This window comes from Streptomyces coffeae, from assembly GCF_016741875.1.
Taxonomy (GTDB): Bacteria; Actinomycetota; Actinomycetes; order Streptomycetales; family Streptomycetaceae; genus Streptomyces; species Streptomyces coffeae.
The window spans coordinates 47,727-63,078 of record NZ_JAERRF010000027.1 but is presented as its reverse complement, the minus strand read 5'-3'; the positions used below and the strand labels follow the sequence as shown (position 1 = coordinate 63,078).

The following is a 15,352-nucleotide window of genomic DNA, read 5'->3' as shown; positions in this document are numbered from 1 at the left end:
TCGCGGGCCCTAGAAATCCACCAGCGATCCGGCGTAGTCGCCGCCGCTCTCCGTGACGATCTCCTCGACCGTCTGCGGGGAGCGCACCGTCGCGAAGCGCACCTCGCCGCCGTCCACCGTGAAGCCGTAGATCCCGGGACGCGGCAGGCTGTTGTAGGCGAAGTGGTTGGAGAAGTAGTACGCCCCGGTGTCCAGGAGGCCCACCAGATCGCCCGCCGCGAGCTGCGGAAGGGGGCGGTCACGGGCGACCAGGTCGCCCGCGAAGCAGCAGGGGCCGGCGACATCCTGGGCGACCAGGCCGCCCGGAGCGGTCTGTTTGGGGCGGCCCGTGGCGTCGTAGGCGGCGATCCGCAGCGGCCAGGACTCCGGTGCGAAGACCGTGCGAGTGGCGAGCTGGGCACCCGCGTGGGTGACCGCGATCGGACGGCCGCCCGCGGACTTGGCGTACTCGACCCGGGCCAGCACCGTGCCGGACTTGGCGAGCAGTGACCGCCCGAACTCGGTGACCAGCTCATACCGCCCGTCGAACAGCCCGGGGACGGTGGTCAGCAGCAGCCGGGCGTACTCCCGGTAGCCGGGGGTGAACACATCGGAGTCGAAGTTCACCGGCAGTCCGCCACCGATGTCGAGGGTGTCGATCTGCCGGCGGCCGGCCGCCGCGTTGATCTCCTCGGCCAGTTCGTAGGTCGCCCGGACACCCGCCGCCATCAGCTCCAGCGGGATGCCCTGGGAGCCGACATGCGCATGCAGCCGGGTCAGCCACGGCCGCTCCGCGAAGGCGCGGACGACGCGGTCGCGCGCGCCCGGGTCCTGGAGCGCGAAGCCGAATTTGGAGGTCGCGGTGGCCGTGCTGAGCGCGTCGATGCTGCCGCCGCCCAGCTGCGGATTGACCCGCAGCCCGAACCGGCCGTGCGGGGCCGCGGGCGCGGCCCCGCCCCGTGGCTCGATCAGCGCGTCGAGCCGCTCCAGCTCCTGCGGATTGTCGGCGTTGACGGCGATCCCCAGACGCAGCGCCTCGCGCAGTTCGGCGGCGGTCTTGGCGGGCGAGTCCAGCACGATCCGCTCGGGCGGTACGCCCGCGGCGCGGGCCAGCGCCAGCTCGCCGGGGCTGGCCACCTCGCAGCCCAGCCCCTCGTCGGCCAGCAGCCGCAGTACGGGGACGAGCGCGGCGGCCTTCACCGCGAAGGCGTGCAGGACGGGGGTGCCGGGGGCCACGATCTCGTCGAAGGCCGTGCGCAGCTCCGCCGCGGTGGCGCGGATCCCGGCCACGTCCAGCAGTCCGGCGACCGGTTCCGCGGGGCCGAGCAGACCCTGCTCCACGGCGGCCCGTACGGCCCTCTCACGCCGGGCGGCCCGCTGCTCGTGCCCATCCCCCGCAACCGTTTTCGACGTCATGACCTCAGCCAACCACCCGTCCGGGGGCCTGGCCAGTGGATGCGCTCGCCCCCGGGGCCGCGCCGCGGCGCGCCCCGCGTTCACAGCTCCACCAGCACCGCCCCGAGATGCCGTCCTTCAATCAACTCGACCAGCGCGCGCGGAGCTTGGCCGATCCCGGTCAGCCGGGTGTGCGGATAGACGACCGTGCCCTCGCGCAGGGCGCGGCCGAAGGCGCGCGCGTAGTCGGGCTGGGCGTCCTGGTGGTCGTAGCCGCTGATACCGCGCAGGGTGACCCCGCGGGCGATCAGGGCCGGGGTGCTGATCCCGGTGCGGGCCGTGAGGCCGTCGGACAACTGGGCGGCCAGCGCGCCGACGATCGCGAACCGGGCCTTGCGGCGGGCCAGCGCAAGCGCCGCCTGGAGCTGTTCGCCGCCGACGGTGTCGACGAGGACGTCGATGCCGTCGGGGGCCGCCGCCCGCAGCTGCTCCTCGATCGGCCCGGCGCCGTGCCGCAGCACCACCGCGTCGTAGCCCAGCTCCCCGGTCAGCCGGGCCGCCTTCTCCCGAGAGCCGGTGGAGCCGATGACCCGCTCCGCGCCGTGCAGCCGGGCGAACTGCCCGGCCAGTGAGCCCACCCCGCCCGCGGCGCCGGTGACGAACACGGTGTCGCCGCGCCGTACGCCCGCCCCGCGCACCACTCCCAGCCAGGCGGGGAAGCCCTGGGAGAGCTGGGCGGCGGGGTCGGGCAGCCCGTCGCCGTCGATCGGCCGGGCCTCCGCCGCGTCCACGACGGCGTACTCGCGCCAGCCGAGGTGGTGCCGCACCAGGGTGCCGGGGGCGGGGCCGCCCTCCGGGGCGCTGATCACCTCACCGACCGCGGGGCCGCGCATCAGCTCGCCGGGTTCGGGCGCCGGAAGCGACCGCGGCAGACCGAGGGCACTCAGGCCGGTCCGGGGCAGCGGGCGCATCGCGGCGGTGACGCTCATCAGCCGGTTGCGCACCAGCAGCCGGCCGGGGCCGGGAGCGGGCAGCGGGGCGGTCACCACCTCGAAGTGGCCGGTGGTGAGCGTCCCGTCGGACGGCCGGGCGGCGAGGCGCACCGCGCGGTGGGTGGCGGGCGGCGGGACCGGTCCGGCGGCGGGCTGCGACACAAGGGGCTCCTCGGTGGGGGTCCGGGGCCTCGGCGGGGTCCGGGGCGGGCGACGACCCGTGACGCTAGGCCCTGGGGCGGGCCCCGGACGTGAGGCCACCGCGCGTCCGCGCGCGGAAGGGCGGTGAACCACCCGGGTACATGCGGCGGGACACCGCACGCGGCGCTATTGACTAGGTCTATTCACTGAAGCCAAGATGTGAATATCTCGATCCATTCCAATGGCAGGGAGGCACGTCCATGTCAGGTCCGCGACCCGTACGGGCACCGCGCGGTACGGAGCTCAGTGCCCGGGGGTGGCAGCAGGAAGCCGCCCTCCGGATGCTCCAGAACAACCTCGACCCGGAGGTGGCCGAGCACCCCGACAAGCTGGTCGTCTACGGCGGCACCGGCAAGGCGGCCCGCGACTGGCGCTCGTTCGACGCCATGGTCCGCACCCTGCGGACGCTCAAGCAGGACGAGACGATGCTCGTCCAGTCGGGCCGTCCGGTCGGCGTGATGCAGACCCACGAGTGGGCGCCGCGGGTGCTCATCGCCAACTCCAACCTGGTCGGCGACTGGGCCACCTGGGAGGAGTTCCGCCGCCTGGAGGCGCTGGGCCTGACCATGTACGGCCAGATGACCGCGGGCTCGTGGATCTACATCGGCACGCAGGGCATCCTCCAGGGCACCTACGAGACCTTCGCGGCCGTGGCCGAGAAGAAGTTCCACGGCACCCTGGCCGGGACGATCACGCTCACCGCGGGCCTGGGCGGTATGGGCGGCGCCCAGCCCCTCGCCGTCACCATGAACGACGGTGTGGCGATCTGCGTCGACTGCGATCCGCGCGCCATCGAGCGCCGGATCGAGCACCGCTATCTGGACGTCCGGGCCGACAGCCTGGACCACGCCCTCCAGCTGGCGACCGAGGCGCGGGACGCCCGCCGCCCGCTGTCCATCGGTGTGCTGGGGAACGCGGCCGAGCTGGTCCCGCAACTCCTCGCGATGAACGCCCCCATCGACATCGTCACCGACCAGACCAGCGCCCATGACCCGCTGGCGTATCTGCCGGTGGGCGTGGACTTCGACGAGATGGCGTCGTACGCCGCCGAGAAGCCCGCCGACTTCACCCAGCGGGCGCGGGAGTCCATGGCCCGGCATGTCGAGGCCATGGTCGGCTTCATGGACGCGGGCGCCGAGGTCTTTGACTACGGCAACTCCATCCGCGGTGAGGCCAAGCTCGCGGGCTTCGAGCGCGCCTTCGCCTTCCCCGGCTTCGTCCCCGCCTACATCCGCCCGCTGTTCTGTGAGGGCAAGGGCCCGTTCCGCTGGGCCGCGCTGTCCGGCGACCCCAAGGACATCGCCGCCACCGACAGGGCGATCCTGGAGCTGTTCCCGGAGAACGAGTCGCTGGCCCGCTGGATCAAGATGGCGGGGGAGCGGGTGCACTTCCAGGGTCTGCCCGCCCGGATCTGCTGGCTGGGCTACGGCGAGCGCGACAAGGCGGGCGAGCGGTTCAACGAGATGGTGGCCGACGGCACCCTCGCCGCCCCGCTGGCCATCGGCCGTGACCACCTCGACTGCGGCTCGGTGGCCTCCCCGTACCGCGAGACCGAGGCCATGCTCGACGGCTCGGACGCCATCGCCGACTGGCCGCTGCTCAACGCCATGGTCAACGTCGCCTCGGGCGCCTCCTGGGTCTCCCTCCACCACGGCGGCGGCGTCGGCATGGGCCGCTCGATCCACGCGGGCCAGGTGACGGTGGCCGACGGCACCGCGCTGGCGGGCGAGAAGATCCGCCGGGTGCTGACCAACGACCCGGGGATGGGCGTGATCCGCCACGTCGACGCGGGCTACGACCGCGCCGACGAGGTGGCGCACGAGCGCGAGGTGCGCGTCCCGATGCGTGAGGAAGGGACGGCGTGACCGCACCCGCAGGCGCATCCCCGTCGTTCCTGGAGATGTGGCGCGACCTCGCCCCCATCGGCCGGGACGCCACCACCACCGGCTACCGCCGCTACGCCTGGACGGGCGCGGACGCCGACTGCCGCGCCTGGTTCCGTGGCCAGGCGGAGACCCGCGGCCTCACCTACGAGGTGGACCGCAACGGCAACCAGTGGGCCTGGCTCGGCGACCCGGCCGCCGGGGACGCGGTTGTCACCGGCTCCCACCTGGACTCGGTGCCCGACGGCGGTGCCTTCGACGGCCCCCTCGGCGTGGTCTCCTCCTTCGCCGCCCTCGACGAGCTCCGCGCACGCGGTAAGCACCTCGCCAAACCGCTCGCGATCGTGAACTTCGGCGACGAGGAGGGCGCCCGCTTCGGGCTGGCCTGCGTCGGCTCCCGGCTCACCGCCGGACAGCTCACCGTCGACCAGGCGCATACGCTGCGTGACGCCGACGGGGTCTCGCTGCCGCAGGCCATGGAGCGCGCCGGTTACGACCCGGAAGCCATCGGCCCGGACCCCGAGCGGCTGGCCCGGATCGGCGCCTTCGTGGAGTTGCACGTCGAGCAGGGCCGGGCGCTGGCCGACACCGGCGACGCGGTGGGCGTGGCCTCGGCGATCTGGCCGCACGGCCGCTGGCGGTTCGACTTCCACGGCGAGGCCAACCACGCCGGGACGACCCGGATCGAGGACCGCCGCGATCCGATGCTCACCTACGCCAACACCGTGCTCGCGGCCCGCAAGAAGGCCCGGCTGGCGGGGGCACTGGCCACGTTCGGCAAGGTCAGCGTGGAGCCCAACGGGGTCAACGCCATCGCCTCCCTGGTGCGCGGCTGGCTGGACTCACGGGCCGCCGACGAGAAGACCCTCGCCGCCGTCGTCGAGGAGGTCGAGCGGGCCGCCGTGGAGCGCGGACAGCGCGACGGGGTGGAGGTCCGGGTCACCCGGGAGTCCTTCACCCCGGTCGTGGAATTCGCCCATGATCTGCGGGACCGGCTGTCGGGCCTGCTCGGCGGGGTCCCGGTGCTGCCCACCGGCGCCGGGCACGACGCGGGCATTTTGTCCGCGTCGGTTCCGACCGCCATGCTGTTTGTAAGGAACCCCACCGGCGTCTCGCACTCACCCGCGGAGACGGCGGGCGAGGATGACTGCCTCGCCGGTGTGGCCGCGCTCGCGCAGGTACTGGAGGGGTTGGCGTGTCACTGACGGCGCAGACGTACTGGGCGGAGTACGCCTGGCTCGGCGGAAGCATACGGCCGGACGTGCTGATCGTGGCCGCGACGGACGGAAGGATCACCGCGGTGCGGCCCGGCTGCCCCGTGCCGCCCGCGGGCTCGGTCACCCTGCGCGGTCTGACCGTCCCCGGCCTGGCCAACGCGCACAGCCATGCCTTCCACCGGGCGCTGCGCGGCTTCGTCCAGGCCGGAAGCACGGCGCAGGCCCACGATCAGCGGCAGGGCGCCCCGGACTCCTTCTGGACCTGGCGCACGGTGATGTACGAGGTCGCCGACCGGCTCACCCCGGACAGCTACTTCGAACTCGCCCGCGCCGTCTACGCCGAGATGGCCATGGCGGGCATCACCTGCGTGGGGGAGTTCCACTACCTCCACCACGCACCCGGCGGCACCCGCTACGGCGACCCCAACGCGATGGGGGAGGCCCTGATCGCGGCCGCGGCCGAGGCCGGAATCCGTATCACCCTCCTCGACACCTGCTATCTGTCCTCCGGGTTCGGCGCCGAGCCCGACCAGCACCAACTGCGCTTCTCCGACGGCAGCGCCGACGCCTGGGCCGAGCGGGTCTCCGCGCTCAAGGGCAACGGCAACACCCGGATCGGCGCGGCCATCCACTCGGTGCGGGCCGTCCCCGTCGACCAGTTGGGCACCGTCTCCGGCTGGGCCGAGGAGCGGTCGGCGCCGCTCCACATCCACCTCTCCGAGCAGACCGCCGAGAACGACGCCTGCGTCGAGGCACATGGCTTCACCCCGACCCGGCTGCTCTCCGATCACGGGGTGCTGGGACCGCGCACCACCGCGGTGCACGCCACCCATCTCACCCCCGGCGACATCCGGCTGCTGGGCCACTCGGCCACCGGGGTGTGCATGTGCCCGACCACGGAACGGGACCTCGCCGACGGCATCGGCCCGGCCGCCGAACTCCAGCGCGCGGGCTCACCGCTGTCGCTGGGCAGCGACAGCCACGCCGTGATCGACATCCTGGAAGAGGCCCGCGCCATGGAGCTGGACGAGCGGCTGCACACCCGCGCCCGCGGCCACTGGACCGCGCCCCAACTGCTGCGCGCCGCAACGACGGACGGCCATACGGCGCTCGGCTGGGGCAAGGACGCGGGCCGGATCGAGGTGGGGGCGCTGGCCGACCTCACCACGATCGCGCTGGACTCGGTGCGCACCGCGGGGCCCCCGCCCCGGCTGGGCGCCGAGACGGCCGTATTCGCGGCGACCAGCGCCGATGTCCGGCACACCGTGGTCGGCGGCCGCCATGTCGTACGGGACGGCGCCCATCAGCTCGTCCCGCGCGTGCCCGAGGCGCTGGCCGAGTCCATCGCAGCCCTGCACGGCTGAGCGACAACGGGCCGCTCCGGCGGCTCACGAAGGAGAACATCCCCACGATGACCACCGCGACGGACGCGGCCGCCACGCCCGCGACGACCGCCATCACCCATATCGCCGGCCTCGTCACCAACGACCCCTCCCTCGGTGAAGGCCCCCTCGGTCTGATCCAGGACGCGGCCGTCGTCATCGACGGCGACCGGATCGCCTGGGTCGGTGAGACCAGCAAAGCACCCGCCACCGACAACCGGGTCGACGCGGCCGGACGGGCCGCCATCCCCGGCTTTGTGGACTCCCACTCCCATGTGGTCTTCGCGGGCGACCGCACCGAGGAGTTCAACGCCCGGATGTCCGGGCGGCCTTACAGCGCGGGCGGCATCCGCACCACCGTGGCCGCCACCCGGGCCGCCTCCAACAACGAGCTCAACGCCAATGTCGCCCGCTATGTGATGGAGACTCTGCGCCAGGGCACCACCACGCTGGAGATCAAGTCGGGCTACGGGCTGACCTCCGAGGACGAGGCCCGCGCCCTGTCCATCGCCGCCGCCCACACCGACGAGGTGACCTTCCTGGGCGCGCATGTCGTCGCTCCCGAGTTCGCCGACGACCCGGCCGCCTACGTGGACCTGGTCACGGGCCCGATGCTCGACATGTGCGCCCCGTACGCCCGTTGGGTGGACGTCTTCTGTGAGAAGGGCGCCTTCGACGGCGACCAGGCGCGGGCCGTGCTCACCGCCGGACAGCGGCACGGGCTGATCCCGCGGGTCCACGCCAACCAGCTCTCCCACGGCCCCGGGGTGCAGCTCGCCGTCGAGCTGGGCGCCGCCTCCGCCGACCACTGCACCTATCTGACGGACGAGGACATCGACGCGCTGGCGCACAGCGACACCGTGGCCACCCTGCTGCCGGGCTGCGAGTTCTCCACCCGCTCGCCGTACCCGGACGCGCGCCGGCTGCTGGACGCGGGCGTCACCGTGGCGCTCTCGCCGGACTGCAACCCGGGCTCGTCCTTCACCAGTTCGATGCCGTTCTGCATCGCGCTGGCCGTCCGCGACATGGGGATGACACCGGACGAGGCGGTCTGGGCGGCCACGGAGGGCGGGGCGCGCGCCCTGCGCCGTACCGATGTGGGCCGTATCGCGCCGGGCGCCCGCGCCGATCTGGCGCTGCTGGACGCCCCGTCCCATGTCCATCTCGCCTACCGCCCGGGGGTTCCGCTGGTGTCGGCCGTCTGGCGCGGCGGCACTCTGGTCTGACGCCCCCGGCGGACGCCGACGCGAATAAGGACCCGTCCCGGGCTGAGCGGGGGCGGGCCCTTATCCGTCTGCGGCAGCGTCACTCTTCGATCATCAGTCCCTTGCGGAGCCGACGGAGGGTGCGCGACAGCAGCCGGGAGACATGCATCTGGGAGATACCCAGCTCCTCACCGATCTCCGATTGCGTCATGTTCGCCACGAAGCGCAGCGACAGGATCTTCCGGTCGCGCGGCGGCAGTTCGGCGATCAGCGGCTTCAGGGACTCCATGTACTCGATGCCCTCGAGACCGTGGTCCTCGTAGCCGATCCGGTCCGCCAGGGTGCCCTCGGTGTCGTCCTCCTCGGGCTGGGCGTCCAGCGAGCTGGCGGTGTACGCGTTGCTCGCGGCCATGCCCTCGACGACCTCGGCGGTGGTGATGTCCAGCCGCTCGGCCAACTCCTCGACGGTGGGGGCGCGGTCGAGCCGCTGGGCCAGTTCGTCACCGGCCTTGGCCAGGTCGAGCCGCAGCTCCTGGAGCCGCCTGGGCACGCGCACCGACCAACTGGTGTCCCGGAAGAAGCGCTTGATCTCGCCGACGATGGTCGGCATCGCGAACGTGGGGAACTCGACGCCACGGCCGAGCTCGAAGCGGTCTATCGCCTTGATCAGTCCGATGGTGCCGACCTGGACGATGTCCTCCATCGGCTCGCTGCGGGAGCGGAAGCGCGAGGCGGCGAACTTGACCAGTGCCAGGTTCAGCTCGACGAGCGTGTTGCGGACGTACGCGTACTCGTGGGTGCCTTCGTCCAGCACCGCGAGGCGTTCGAAGAGGGTCTTCGAGAGAGCCCGTGCATCTACCGGGCCAACCGTTTCATACGGGGGTATCTCCGGCAGGTCGGACAAATCCGGCAGTTCATCCAAGGAGGTTCCGGCGATGGCCTGGACATCCGTGTCAGGGGTGAACTGCTGGGGCACGGTGGTCGACGAGGCGCCGGTACTCCAAGACGGGTCAGTACGCGATTCGTCGAGCTGGCGGGACATAGTCTCCTCCGTCGTTCTCGGCATATGGCTGCCGATGCCATAACGTGCTGCTCGGGTGAGCGGCGCCTCCAAAGCCGGTCGTGTTCGAGCGGGTCACTACTACGCCTACCTGTATTGGCCATCGCGTGGCAAGTCCACGTTGTCCATATTTGCCGAAGTATGCGAAATGTTCGGCTACCGGAGGGGCGGGTAGAAGGCGTAGGGTTCGATGCGCGCAATCGAAAGCAACGAGACGCCAGAAGAGGTGCGCACATGGACCGCGGGATGGTCGGCAGCGCCAGCAAGGGCCGACTCCAGGTCGAGGTTCGGCACCACGGGGCGAGTGCGGTCGTCACGCCAGCGGGTGAGTTGGATCACCACACCGCCGAAGTGCTGCGCGAGCCGCTGGAGCGGTGCGTGGAAGGGGGACGCGCGCGGCTGGTCGTGGACTGCTCCAAGCTGGAGTTCTGCGACTCGACGGGGCTGAATGTCCTCCTGGGCGCCCGCCTCAAGGCCGAGGCCGAGGGTGGTGGGGTCCACCTGGCCGGGATGCAGCCCATCGTTGCCCGCGTGTTCGAGATCACCGGAGCGGAAGCCGTCTTCACGCTGCATGACTCGCTTGATGCAGCGCTTGTTGAGTGATCTACGCCACTCCTGTTCCCGGTGAGTCCTGAGCGGGGCGTCGAAGCGTTGCCCGCGTCACATCACCGGTGTCGAAGAAGTGGGTGTTCTCACGCTTTGGCCGGGCAGGAGACAGGCTGAAACTGTTGAAGAGATCAGGTAACCCTTGTCCCTGAATCGGTGAATCGGTGAGGTGAAGCGCTGATGAGCACCACCCGGCCGTACCCGCCGGGCGACCGCAGCCCGGACCCGGACGGCCCCGCCGCTTCGGCCATCCCACCGGGCACTCCACCCGCCGGGCGGATCCGCCAGGTTCGCAGGCTCCATCTGATCGGAGCCAGCGGAGCCGTTCCGCGCGCCCGTGACTTCACGCGCGAGGCGCTGCGCGACTGGGGCTGGCTGCCGGCCGCGACCGCCGATCAGCGGGCGGCCGCGGAAGATGTGCTGCTCGTCGTCTCCGAACTGGTCACCAACGCCTGTCTGCACGCTGACGGCCCCGAGGAGCTGCGCGTCAGCTGCAACGCCAAGGTGCTCCGCCTCGAGGTGGTCGACCTCGGCACCGGTACGCCCGCGCCGCGCACCCCGCACCGTGCCGGGCGCCCCGGCGGCCATGGGATGTTCATCGTCCAACGGCTCTGCCTGGACTGGGGCGTTGTGCGGAACGTGGAAGGCACCGGCAAGACGGTCTGGGCCGAGCTCGCCGCCCCGGCCTGAAGAGCACGGCCCCGGCCCGACTTCCCCCGCGCGCTGAGCGCCCTCGGGGCCGGCTGATCCGCCGCGGCCCATGCCGCCGCCATCGCGGCCACCCCCGCCGCCCCTGCGGTCACCCCCGCCGCAATCGCGTCCACCCGATTCACCCGGTCTTCATCCTCTACGCGCCGAATCGGGCGTGCTCTTTGTCTTCCCTCTCCAAGGTCCCCGGCGTACTGTCGGCGCCCGATCTGATATGCCGTCAGTTCTTCCGCTGCGGCGCTCGACGAGAGGGGATCTCGTGTCCCACACACAACGCCGTACGGTCGGACGCGGCGGCGCCCTCGCCCTCGCCGCGGCCCTGGCCGGTTCCGCGGTCTTCCTCGGTGCCCCGTCCGCCCACGCCACCACCGTCGATGTCGACTACAAGTGCAAGACGCCGATCGGCGACAAGAGCGCGGTGTCGCCCATCGACATCAAGAGCGTGAAGAGCGGCAACGGCTACAAGCTCACCATGTCCTTCGAGAAGGGTGTCTCCTCCAGCCCGGTCGAACTCGGCAAGGGCGCCATGCACCCCAGCGCGCTCATCAAGCTGGGCGGTGCGGAGACCGGGACGGTGTCGGTCGCGGGGCCCGCCAACGACAAGGCGATCCCCGCCAACACCCCGATCAAGATCCGTGATCTGTCGGGCACCTACACGCCGAAGAAGAGCGGCAAGGTCACCTTCACCGCCTCCACCCTCACCATCAAGGCCCTGGGCACCACCACCACCTGCACCCCCGGCAACAACCCGAAGCCCTCGCTGACGCTGGACGTCAAGAGCTCGGGCGGCTCCGGCGGCGGAAGCGGATCCTCCGGCGGCAGCGACAACGGGGGGACCGGCGGCACAGGTGGCACGGGCGGTACGGGCGGCTCCGGCTCCGGCGGCGGCTCCCAGCTTCCGCAGACCGGACCGGCCGACTCCGCCATCGCGCTCGGCACCCTCGGCGGCACCGTGCTGCTCACCGGGGTGGCCGGGGCCCTCTGGCTGAGCCGGCGCCGCCACCAGACGCACTGAGCGGACTCGCTGAAGTCCGGTGCAGTTCGGGTGCGCCCCGAAGGGGCGCGGGGCTGTGTCGATGTGCGGCTCCGCCGCGTGGGCGCGACCAGCCACGAGGCAGCCGCAGACGCACGACGGCACTTCCCGGCACTTCCCGCGGAGCGTTGAGCTCTGCCCCGCCCGGCCGGGCCGTACGAGGACGAGTACCCAAGGAGCCGCCGATGCCGTCTGGTACCCACACCGTCGTCCGCGTCCGCACCCGCGCCGCCGCGCTACTGACCGCCCCTCTGCTGACCCTCGCGCTCTTCCCCACGGCAGCGGCCACCGCGGCCCCCGCCGAGCCCGGGGGACCCAGCTGGTCGGCGGCGCCCGCGCCCGGCGGTGGAAACGCGCCGGGCGCGGGCGACCGGACCTACTTCTATCTGGAGGGCGGCCCCGGCACCGTCCTCCACGACTCGCTCGCGGTCACCAACGAGAGCACCCGGCCCCGCACCGTCCGGCTGCGCGGCACCGGCGGCATCCGGGTCTCGCTCGCCGAGCACACCGTGAGGGTGCCGCCCCGCACCCGCGCCGATGTCCCGCTGACCGTCACCGTCCCCGCCGACGCGGCACCCGGCGAGCGCTCCGGCGCGGTCCGGGTCTCCGGCGGCGGACGCGAGATCGCGGTACGGACGCATCTGCGGGTCAACGGGCCCACCATGACGGCGCTCTCCGTCGAGGACGTCCGCGTCGAGCGGCACGGCGACGCGGCGGCCATCCACTACGCCCTGGTCAACCGCGGCACCACCGCGCTCACTCCACGGCTCGCGGTACGCGCCGACGGGCTCTTCGGCGCGGTGCTGCGCCGCGACGCCCGCACCCTGCCGGTCGACCTGGCCCCCGGCCGCCGGGTGCGGCTCACCGAGAAGTGGCCCGATCCGCCCGCCGTCGACCGGGTGGCGGTGAAACTCACGGTCACCGCGGGCGGGGGAGCGTACGACGCGGCGTCCACCACCTACACCGCCGTACCGCTGTGGCTGCTCGTCCCGGCGGCGGTCGGGGCACTGGGCGCGGGCACCGGCGCGGGCGCGTGGCTGTGGCGGCGACGACGGCGCGTACCGGAAGCGGCCGTACCGGAAGCGGCCGTACCGGAAGCGGCCGTACCGGAAGCGGCCGTACCGGAGTCGACGGCACCGGAGTCGACCGCACCGGAGCTGGAGCCGGAAGCCGCCGTCGCGGAGGCGGGAGCGGAGGAATGACATGGCATCGCGTACGACCGACGCTCGTGGTCCTCGCCCTGCTCCTCGGCACCCTCGCCGTACCGTTCACCAGCCGTGCCGCCGCGGCCTCCGACGGACCGACCGTCGCGGTCTCCCGGCGGGAGGCGGGCACCGGCGGCTCGATCACCGTGACCGGTCGCGGCTGGCGGCCGAAGGCGCTGCTCACCCTGCTCATCTGCGGACAGAACATGATCGGCGGCACCAACTCCTGTGCCAATTCCGACGGCAGAGCGGTCACCACCGGGAAGGATGGAACCTTCCGCCGAAAACTGCCGGTCGCCGATCCGCCCAAGCCCTGTCCCTGCGTCGTCCATGCCGCGACCGTCACCGGTGAAGCCGCCTCCGCCGACGTGAAGTTCCGCGTCGCCGGGCATCCGGTGAAGCCCCTGCCGAAGGAGCGCACCGGCGGTGAACGGCTCAGTGTGCTCTCGGCGCGGCTGGACGGTTCGAGCGGGGTGCTGACCTGGTTCGGCGCGCCCCCGAGCCGGAAGCTCGTGGTCACGGTCGCCAATCTCGGCTCGACTCCGGCCCGTGATCCGGTCTTCCGGGTGGGCGCCTCGCACGGTGTCTTCGCGCCCTCGTGGGAGGAACGGCAGTGGCGGGGGACCATCAAGCCGGGGAAGAAGGCCCGGGTCAAGCTGGAGGTCGAACTGTCGGCCGCGGCCCATGGCGACTATGTCGTCTCGCTGAAGTACGGCAGCAAGCTGCTGGTCGAGCAGCCGTGGACGGTCGCGCGGCCGTGGGGCGTCACGCTCTTCTGGATCTTGCTGTGCGTGGTGATCCCGGCCGCGGTCTTCCGGATCGGTATGGCCGTCGTGGACAAGGCGCGGCCGCGTCCGGCAACGGCGGGCGCCCATGCCCGTACCCGCCGCTCCCGTGCCCGCGGCACCCGCGTCGAGCCCGCCCGTACCGACCGCTCCGGCGACGATCCGTCCCTGCCCTGGTTCACCCCGGACACGCTGCCGGGGTCGCAGACGCAACACCCTTCCGCACCGTCCGAGAACAACCGACCGACCCCGAAAGGATCGACGTGAGTACGCAACGAAGAGTGGGCGCGGCCACCGCCGCGCTGGTGCTCGGCGGTGCGGGAGTGCTGTTCGGCGCAAGCACCGCACAGGGCGCCGAGGTCTCGTACAAGACCGAGTGTCTGCCGCCGCCGATCTCCGGTATGCCACCGGTGCAGGGCACCACGACAGTGGACGTACAGGCCCCGGCCACGGCCAAGGTCGGCGACGAGGTCGAGGTGGTGTGGAAGACGGTGCAGGCCGCTTCCAAGAACCCGCCCATCCTCGATCTGGAGAAGGACACCGTGAAGCCCACCGGCACCATCACGGTGGGCGGGGCGCAGACCGGCGATCTGGCGATGGAGGGGGCGCGGGAGAATCCGCCGATCCCCAAGGACAGTCCGATGAAGCTGTCCGACATGAAGGCCAAGCTGAAGCTGACGAAGGCCGGGGAGGTGACGCTGACGCCCGGCGCGTACAACATCAACGTCAGCAAGCCGATCTCCACGGACACCAAGTGCTCGGCCAAGGAGACGGTCAAGGCCGCCGCCACCATCAAGGTGACGGACGGCGGCGGCTCCACCACGGGCGGTACCACGACCGGTGGCACGACGACCGGCGGTACGACCACCGGCGGGACCACGGGCGGTACCACCACCGGCGGTACGACCACCGGCGGGACCACGACCGGTGGCACGACGACCGGCGGGACCACCACCGGCGGCTCCACGACCGGTGGTTCGACGACCGGCGGCGGTGGCGGCGGGGGCGACACCCAGACCGGTAAGCAGGTGGACGTCGACTACAAGTGCAAGACCCCCATCGGCGACAAGGAAGCCACCTCCCCGGTCCAGATCAACGCCACCAAGAAGGGCGGGAACTTCGACCTCACCGTGAAGTTCGGCAAGTCCGTGATGAACAGCCCTGCCGACATCCCCGCCAACTCCGTCAAGCCCTCGATGGCGGTGAAGGTCGGCGGTGCCGACAAGGGCACGGTCGCCGTGGAGGGCCCGACCAACAAGGGGCCCATCAAGTCCGGTGAACCGATCGAGATTCCGGACCTCACCGGCACCTACAAGCCGGGCGCCAGCGGCAAGGCGACGCTCACCCCGGGTGTGCTGACGGTCAAGGCACTCGGTACGACCACCACCTGCACCCCGGTCAAGGACCCCGGCGCCTCGCTGGAGCTGGACACCACGGCCCAGCCCGGCGGTACGTCCGGTGGCACCTCCGGCGGTTCGGGCGGCGCCTCGGGCGGCGCCTCGGGCGGCTCCTCGGGCGGTACGTCGGGTGGCACCGGCGGCAGTTCGTCCGGCGGCACCAGCGGCGGGCTGGCCGAGACCGGTGCGAGCGACCACGGCGGGCTGAAGGCGCTCGCCCTGATCGCCGGTACCTCCGTCCTGCTGGGCGGCGCGGTCTTCACCCTCACACCGTGGCGCAAGCTGCGCGGCACCCGCTGACCGG

Annotated in this window: 13 protein-coding genes; 10 read left to right on the top strand and 3 right to left on the bottom strand. The window is 72.2% G+C overall.

The window, feature by feature from the left end:
- Window positions 1–9 precede the first annotated feature (9 nt).
- Both JK363_RS32670 and JK363_RS32665 read right to left on the bottom strand, forming a co-directional pair.
- Window positions 10–1,395, bottom strand: coding sequence for a type III PLP-dependent enzyme domain-containing protein (locus tag JK363_RS32670; protein ID WP_201880883.1), 1,386 nt, complete (start codon window positions 1,393–1,395; stop codon window positions 10–12).
- Window positions 1,396–1,475: 80 nt separating this feature from the next.
- The gene (locus JK363_RS32665) at window positions 1,476–2,528 is read right to left on the bottom strand and encodes an MDR family NADP-dependent oxidoreductase (protein ID WP_201880881.1); all 1,053 of its coding nucleotides are present in this window, start codon (window positions 2,526–2,528) and stop codon (window positions 1,476–1,478) included.
- Between the two features lie 239 nt (window positions 2,529–2,767).
- On the opposite strand from JK363_RS32665, the gene hutU reads away from it, so the two are divergent.
- The 4 genes from hutU to hutI are packed head-to-tail and all read left to right on the top strand — an operon-like array spanning window position 2,768 to window position 8,275.
- Entirely contained in the window at window positions 2,768–4,432 is a 1,665-nt protein-coding gene (hutU, locus tag JK363_RS32660; protein WP_201880879.1) for a urocanate hydratase, read from the top strand.
- A gap of 35 nt (window positions 4,433–4,467) precedes the next feature.
- The gene (locus tag JK363_RS32655; protein ID WP_201880947.1) at window positions 4,468–5,655 is read left to right on the top strand and encodes an allantoate amidohydrolase; all 1,188 of its coding nucleotides are present in this window, start codon (window positions 4,468–4,470) and stop codon (window positions 5,653–5,655) included.
- Window positions 5,652–7,031: a formimidoylglutamate deiminase gene (locus JK363_RS32650; RefSeq protein WP_201880946.1), complete on the top strand. Its 1,380-nt coding sequence runs from the start codon at window positions 5,652–5,654 to the stop codon at window positions 7,029–7,031. The genes JK363_RS32655 and JK363_RS32650 overlap by 4 nt, the downstream gene beginning before the upstream one ends.
- 47 nt (window positions 7,032–7,078) lie before the next feature.
- Window positions 7,079–8,275, top strand: coding sequence for an imidazolonepropionase (gene hutI / locus JK363_RS32645; protein ID WP_201880877.1), 1,197 nt, complete (start codon window positions 7,079–7,081; stop codon window positions 8,273–8,275).
- 79 nt (window positions 8,276–8,354) lie between these two features.
- Here hutI and JK363_RS32640 read toward each other — a convergent pair whose 3' ends face one another.
- Window positions 8,355–9,296, bottom strand: coding sequence for an RNA polymerase sigma factor SigF (locus JK363_RS32640; protein WP_201880875.1), 942 nt, complete (start codon window positions 9,294–9,296; stop codon window positions 8,355–8,357).
- Between the two features lie 252 nt (window positions 9,297–9,548).
- On the opposite strand from JK363_RS32640, the gene JK363_RS32635 reads away from it, so the two are divergent.
- The 6 genes from JK363_RS32635 to JK363_RS32610 all read left to right on the top strand — a co-directional run bounded on the left by JK363_RS32635 (window position 9,549) and on the right by JK363_RS32610 (window position 15,348).
- Entirely contained in the window at window positions 9,549–9,917 is a 369-nt protein-coding gene (locus JK363_RS32635; RefSeq protein ID WP_201880873.1) for an STAS domain-containing protein, read from the top strand.
- Window positions 9,918–10,100: 183 nt separating this feature from the next.
- Window positions 10,101–10,610, top strand: coding sequence for an ATP-binding protein (locus JK363_RS32630; protein WP_201880871.1), 510 nt, complete (start codon window positions 10,101–10,103; stop codon window positions 10,608–10,610).
- A 277-nt stretch (window positions 10,611–10,887) separates the two neighbouring features.
- Entirely contained in the window at window positions 10,888–11,643 is a 756-nt protein-coding gene (locus JK363_RS32625) for an LPXTG cell wall anchor domain-containing protein (RefSeq protein ID WP_307821955.1), read from the top strand.
- Window positions 11,644–11,846: 203 nt separating this feature from the next.
- A complete protein-coding gene (locus tag JK363_RS32620) occupies window positions 11,847–12,863 on the top strand; it encodes a COG1470 family protein (RefSeq protein WP_201880867.1) in 1,017 nt (338 codons plus the stop codon).
- On the top strand, window positions 12,860–13,918 hold the full coding sequence (locus JK363_RS32615) for a hypothetical protein (RefSeq protein ID WP_201880865.1): 1,059 nt from the start codon (window positions 12,860–12,862) through the stop codon (window positions 13,916–13,918). Before JK363_RS32620 ends, JK363_RS32615 begins: the two co-directional genes overlap by 4 nt.
- A complete protein-coding gene (locus tag JK363_RS32610; protein ID WP_372444897.1) occupies window positions 13,915–15,348 on the top strand; it encodes a hypothetical protein in 1,434 nt (477 codons plus the stop codon). Before JK363_RS32615 ends, JK363_RS32610 begins: the two co-directional genes overlap by 4 nt.
- Window positions 15,349–15,352: the final 4 nt, after the last annotated feature.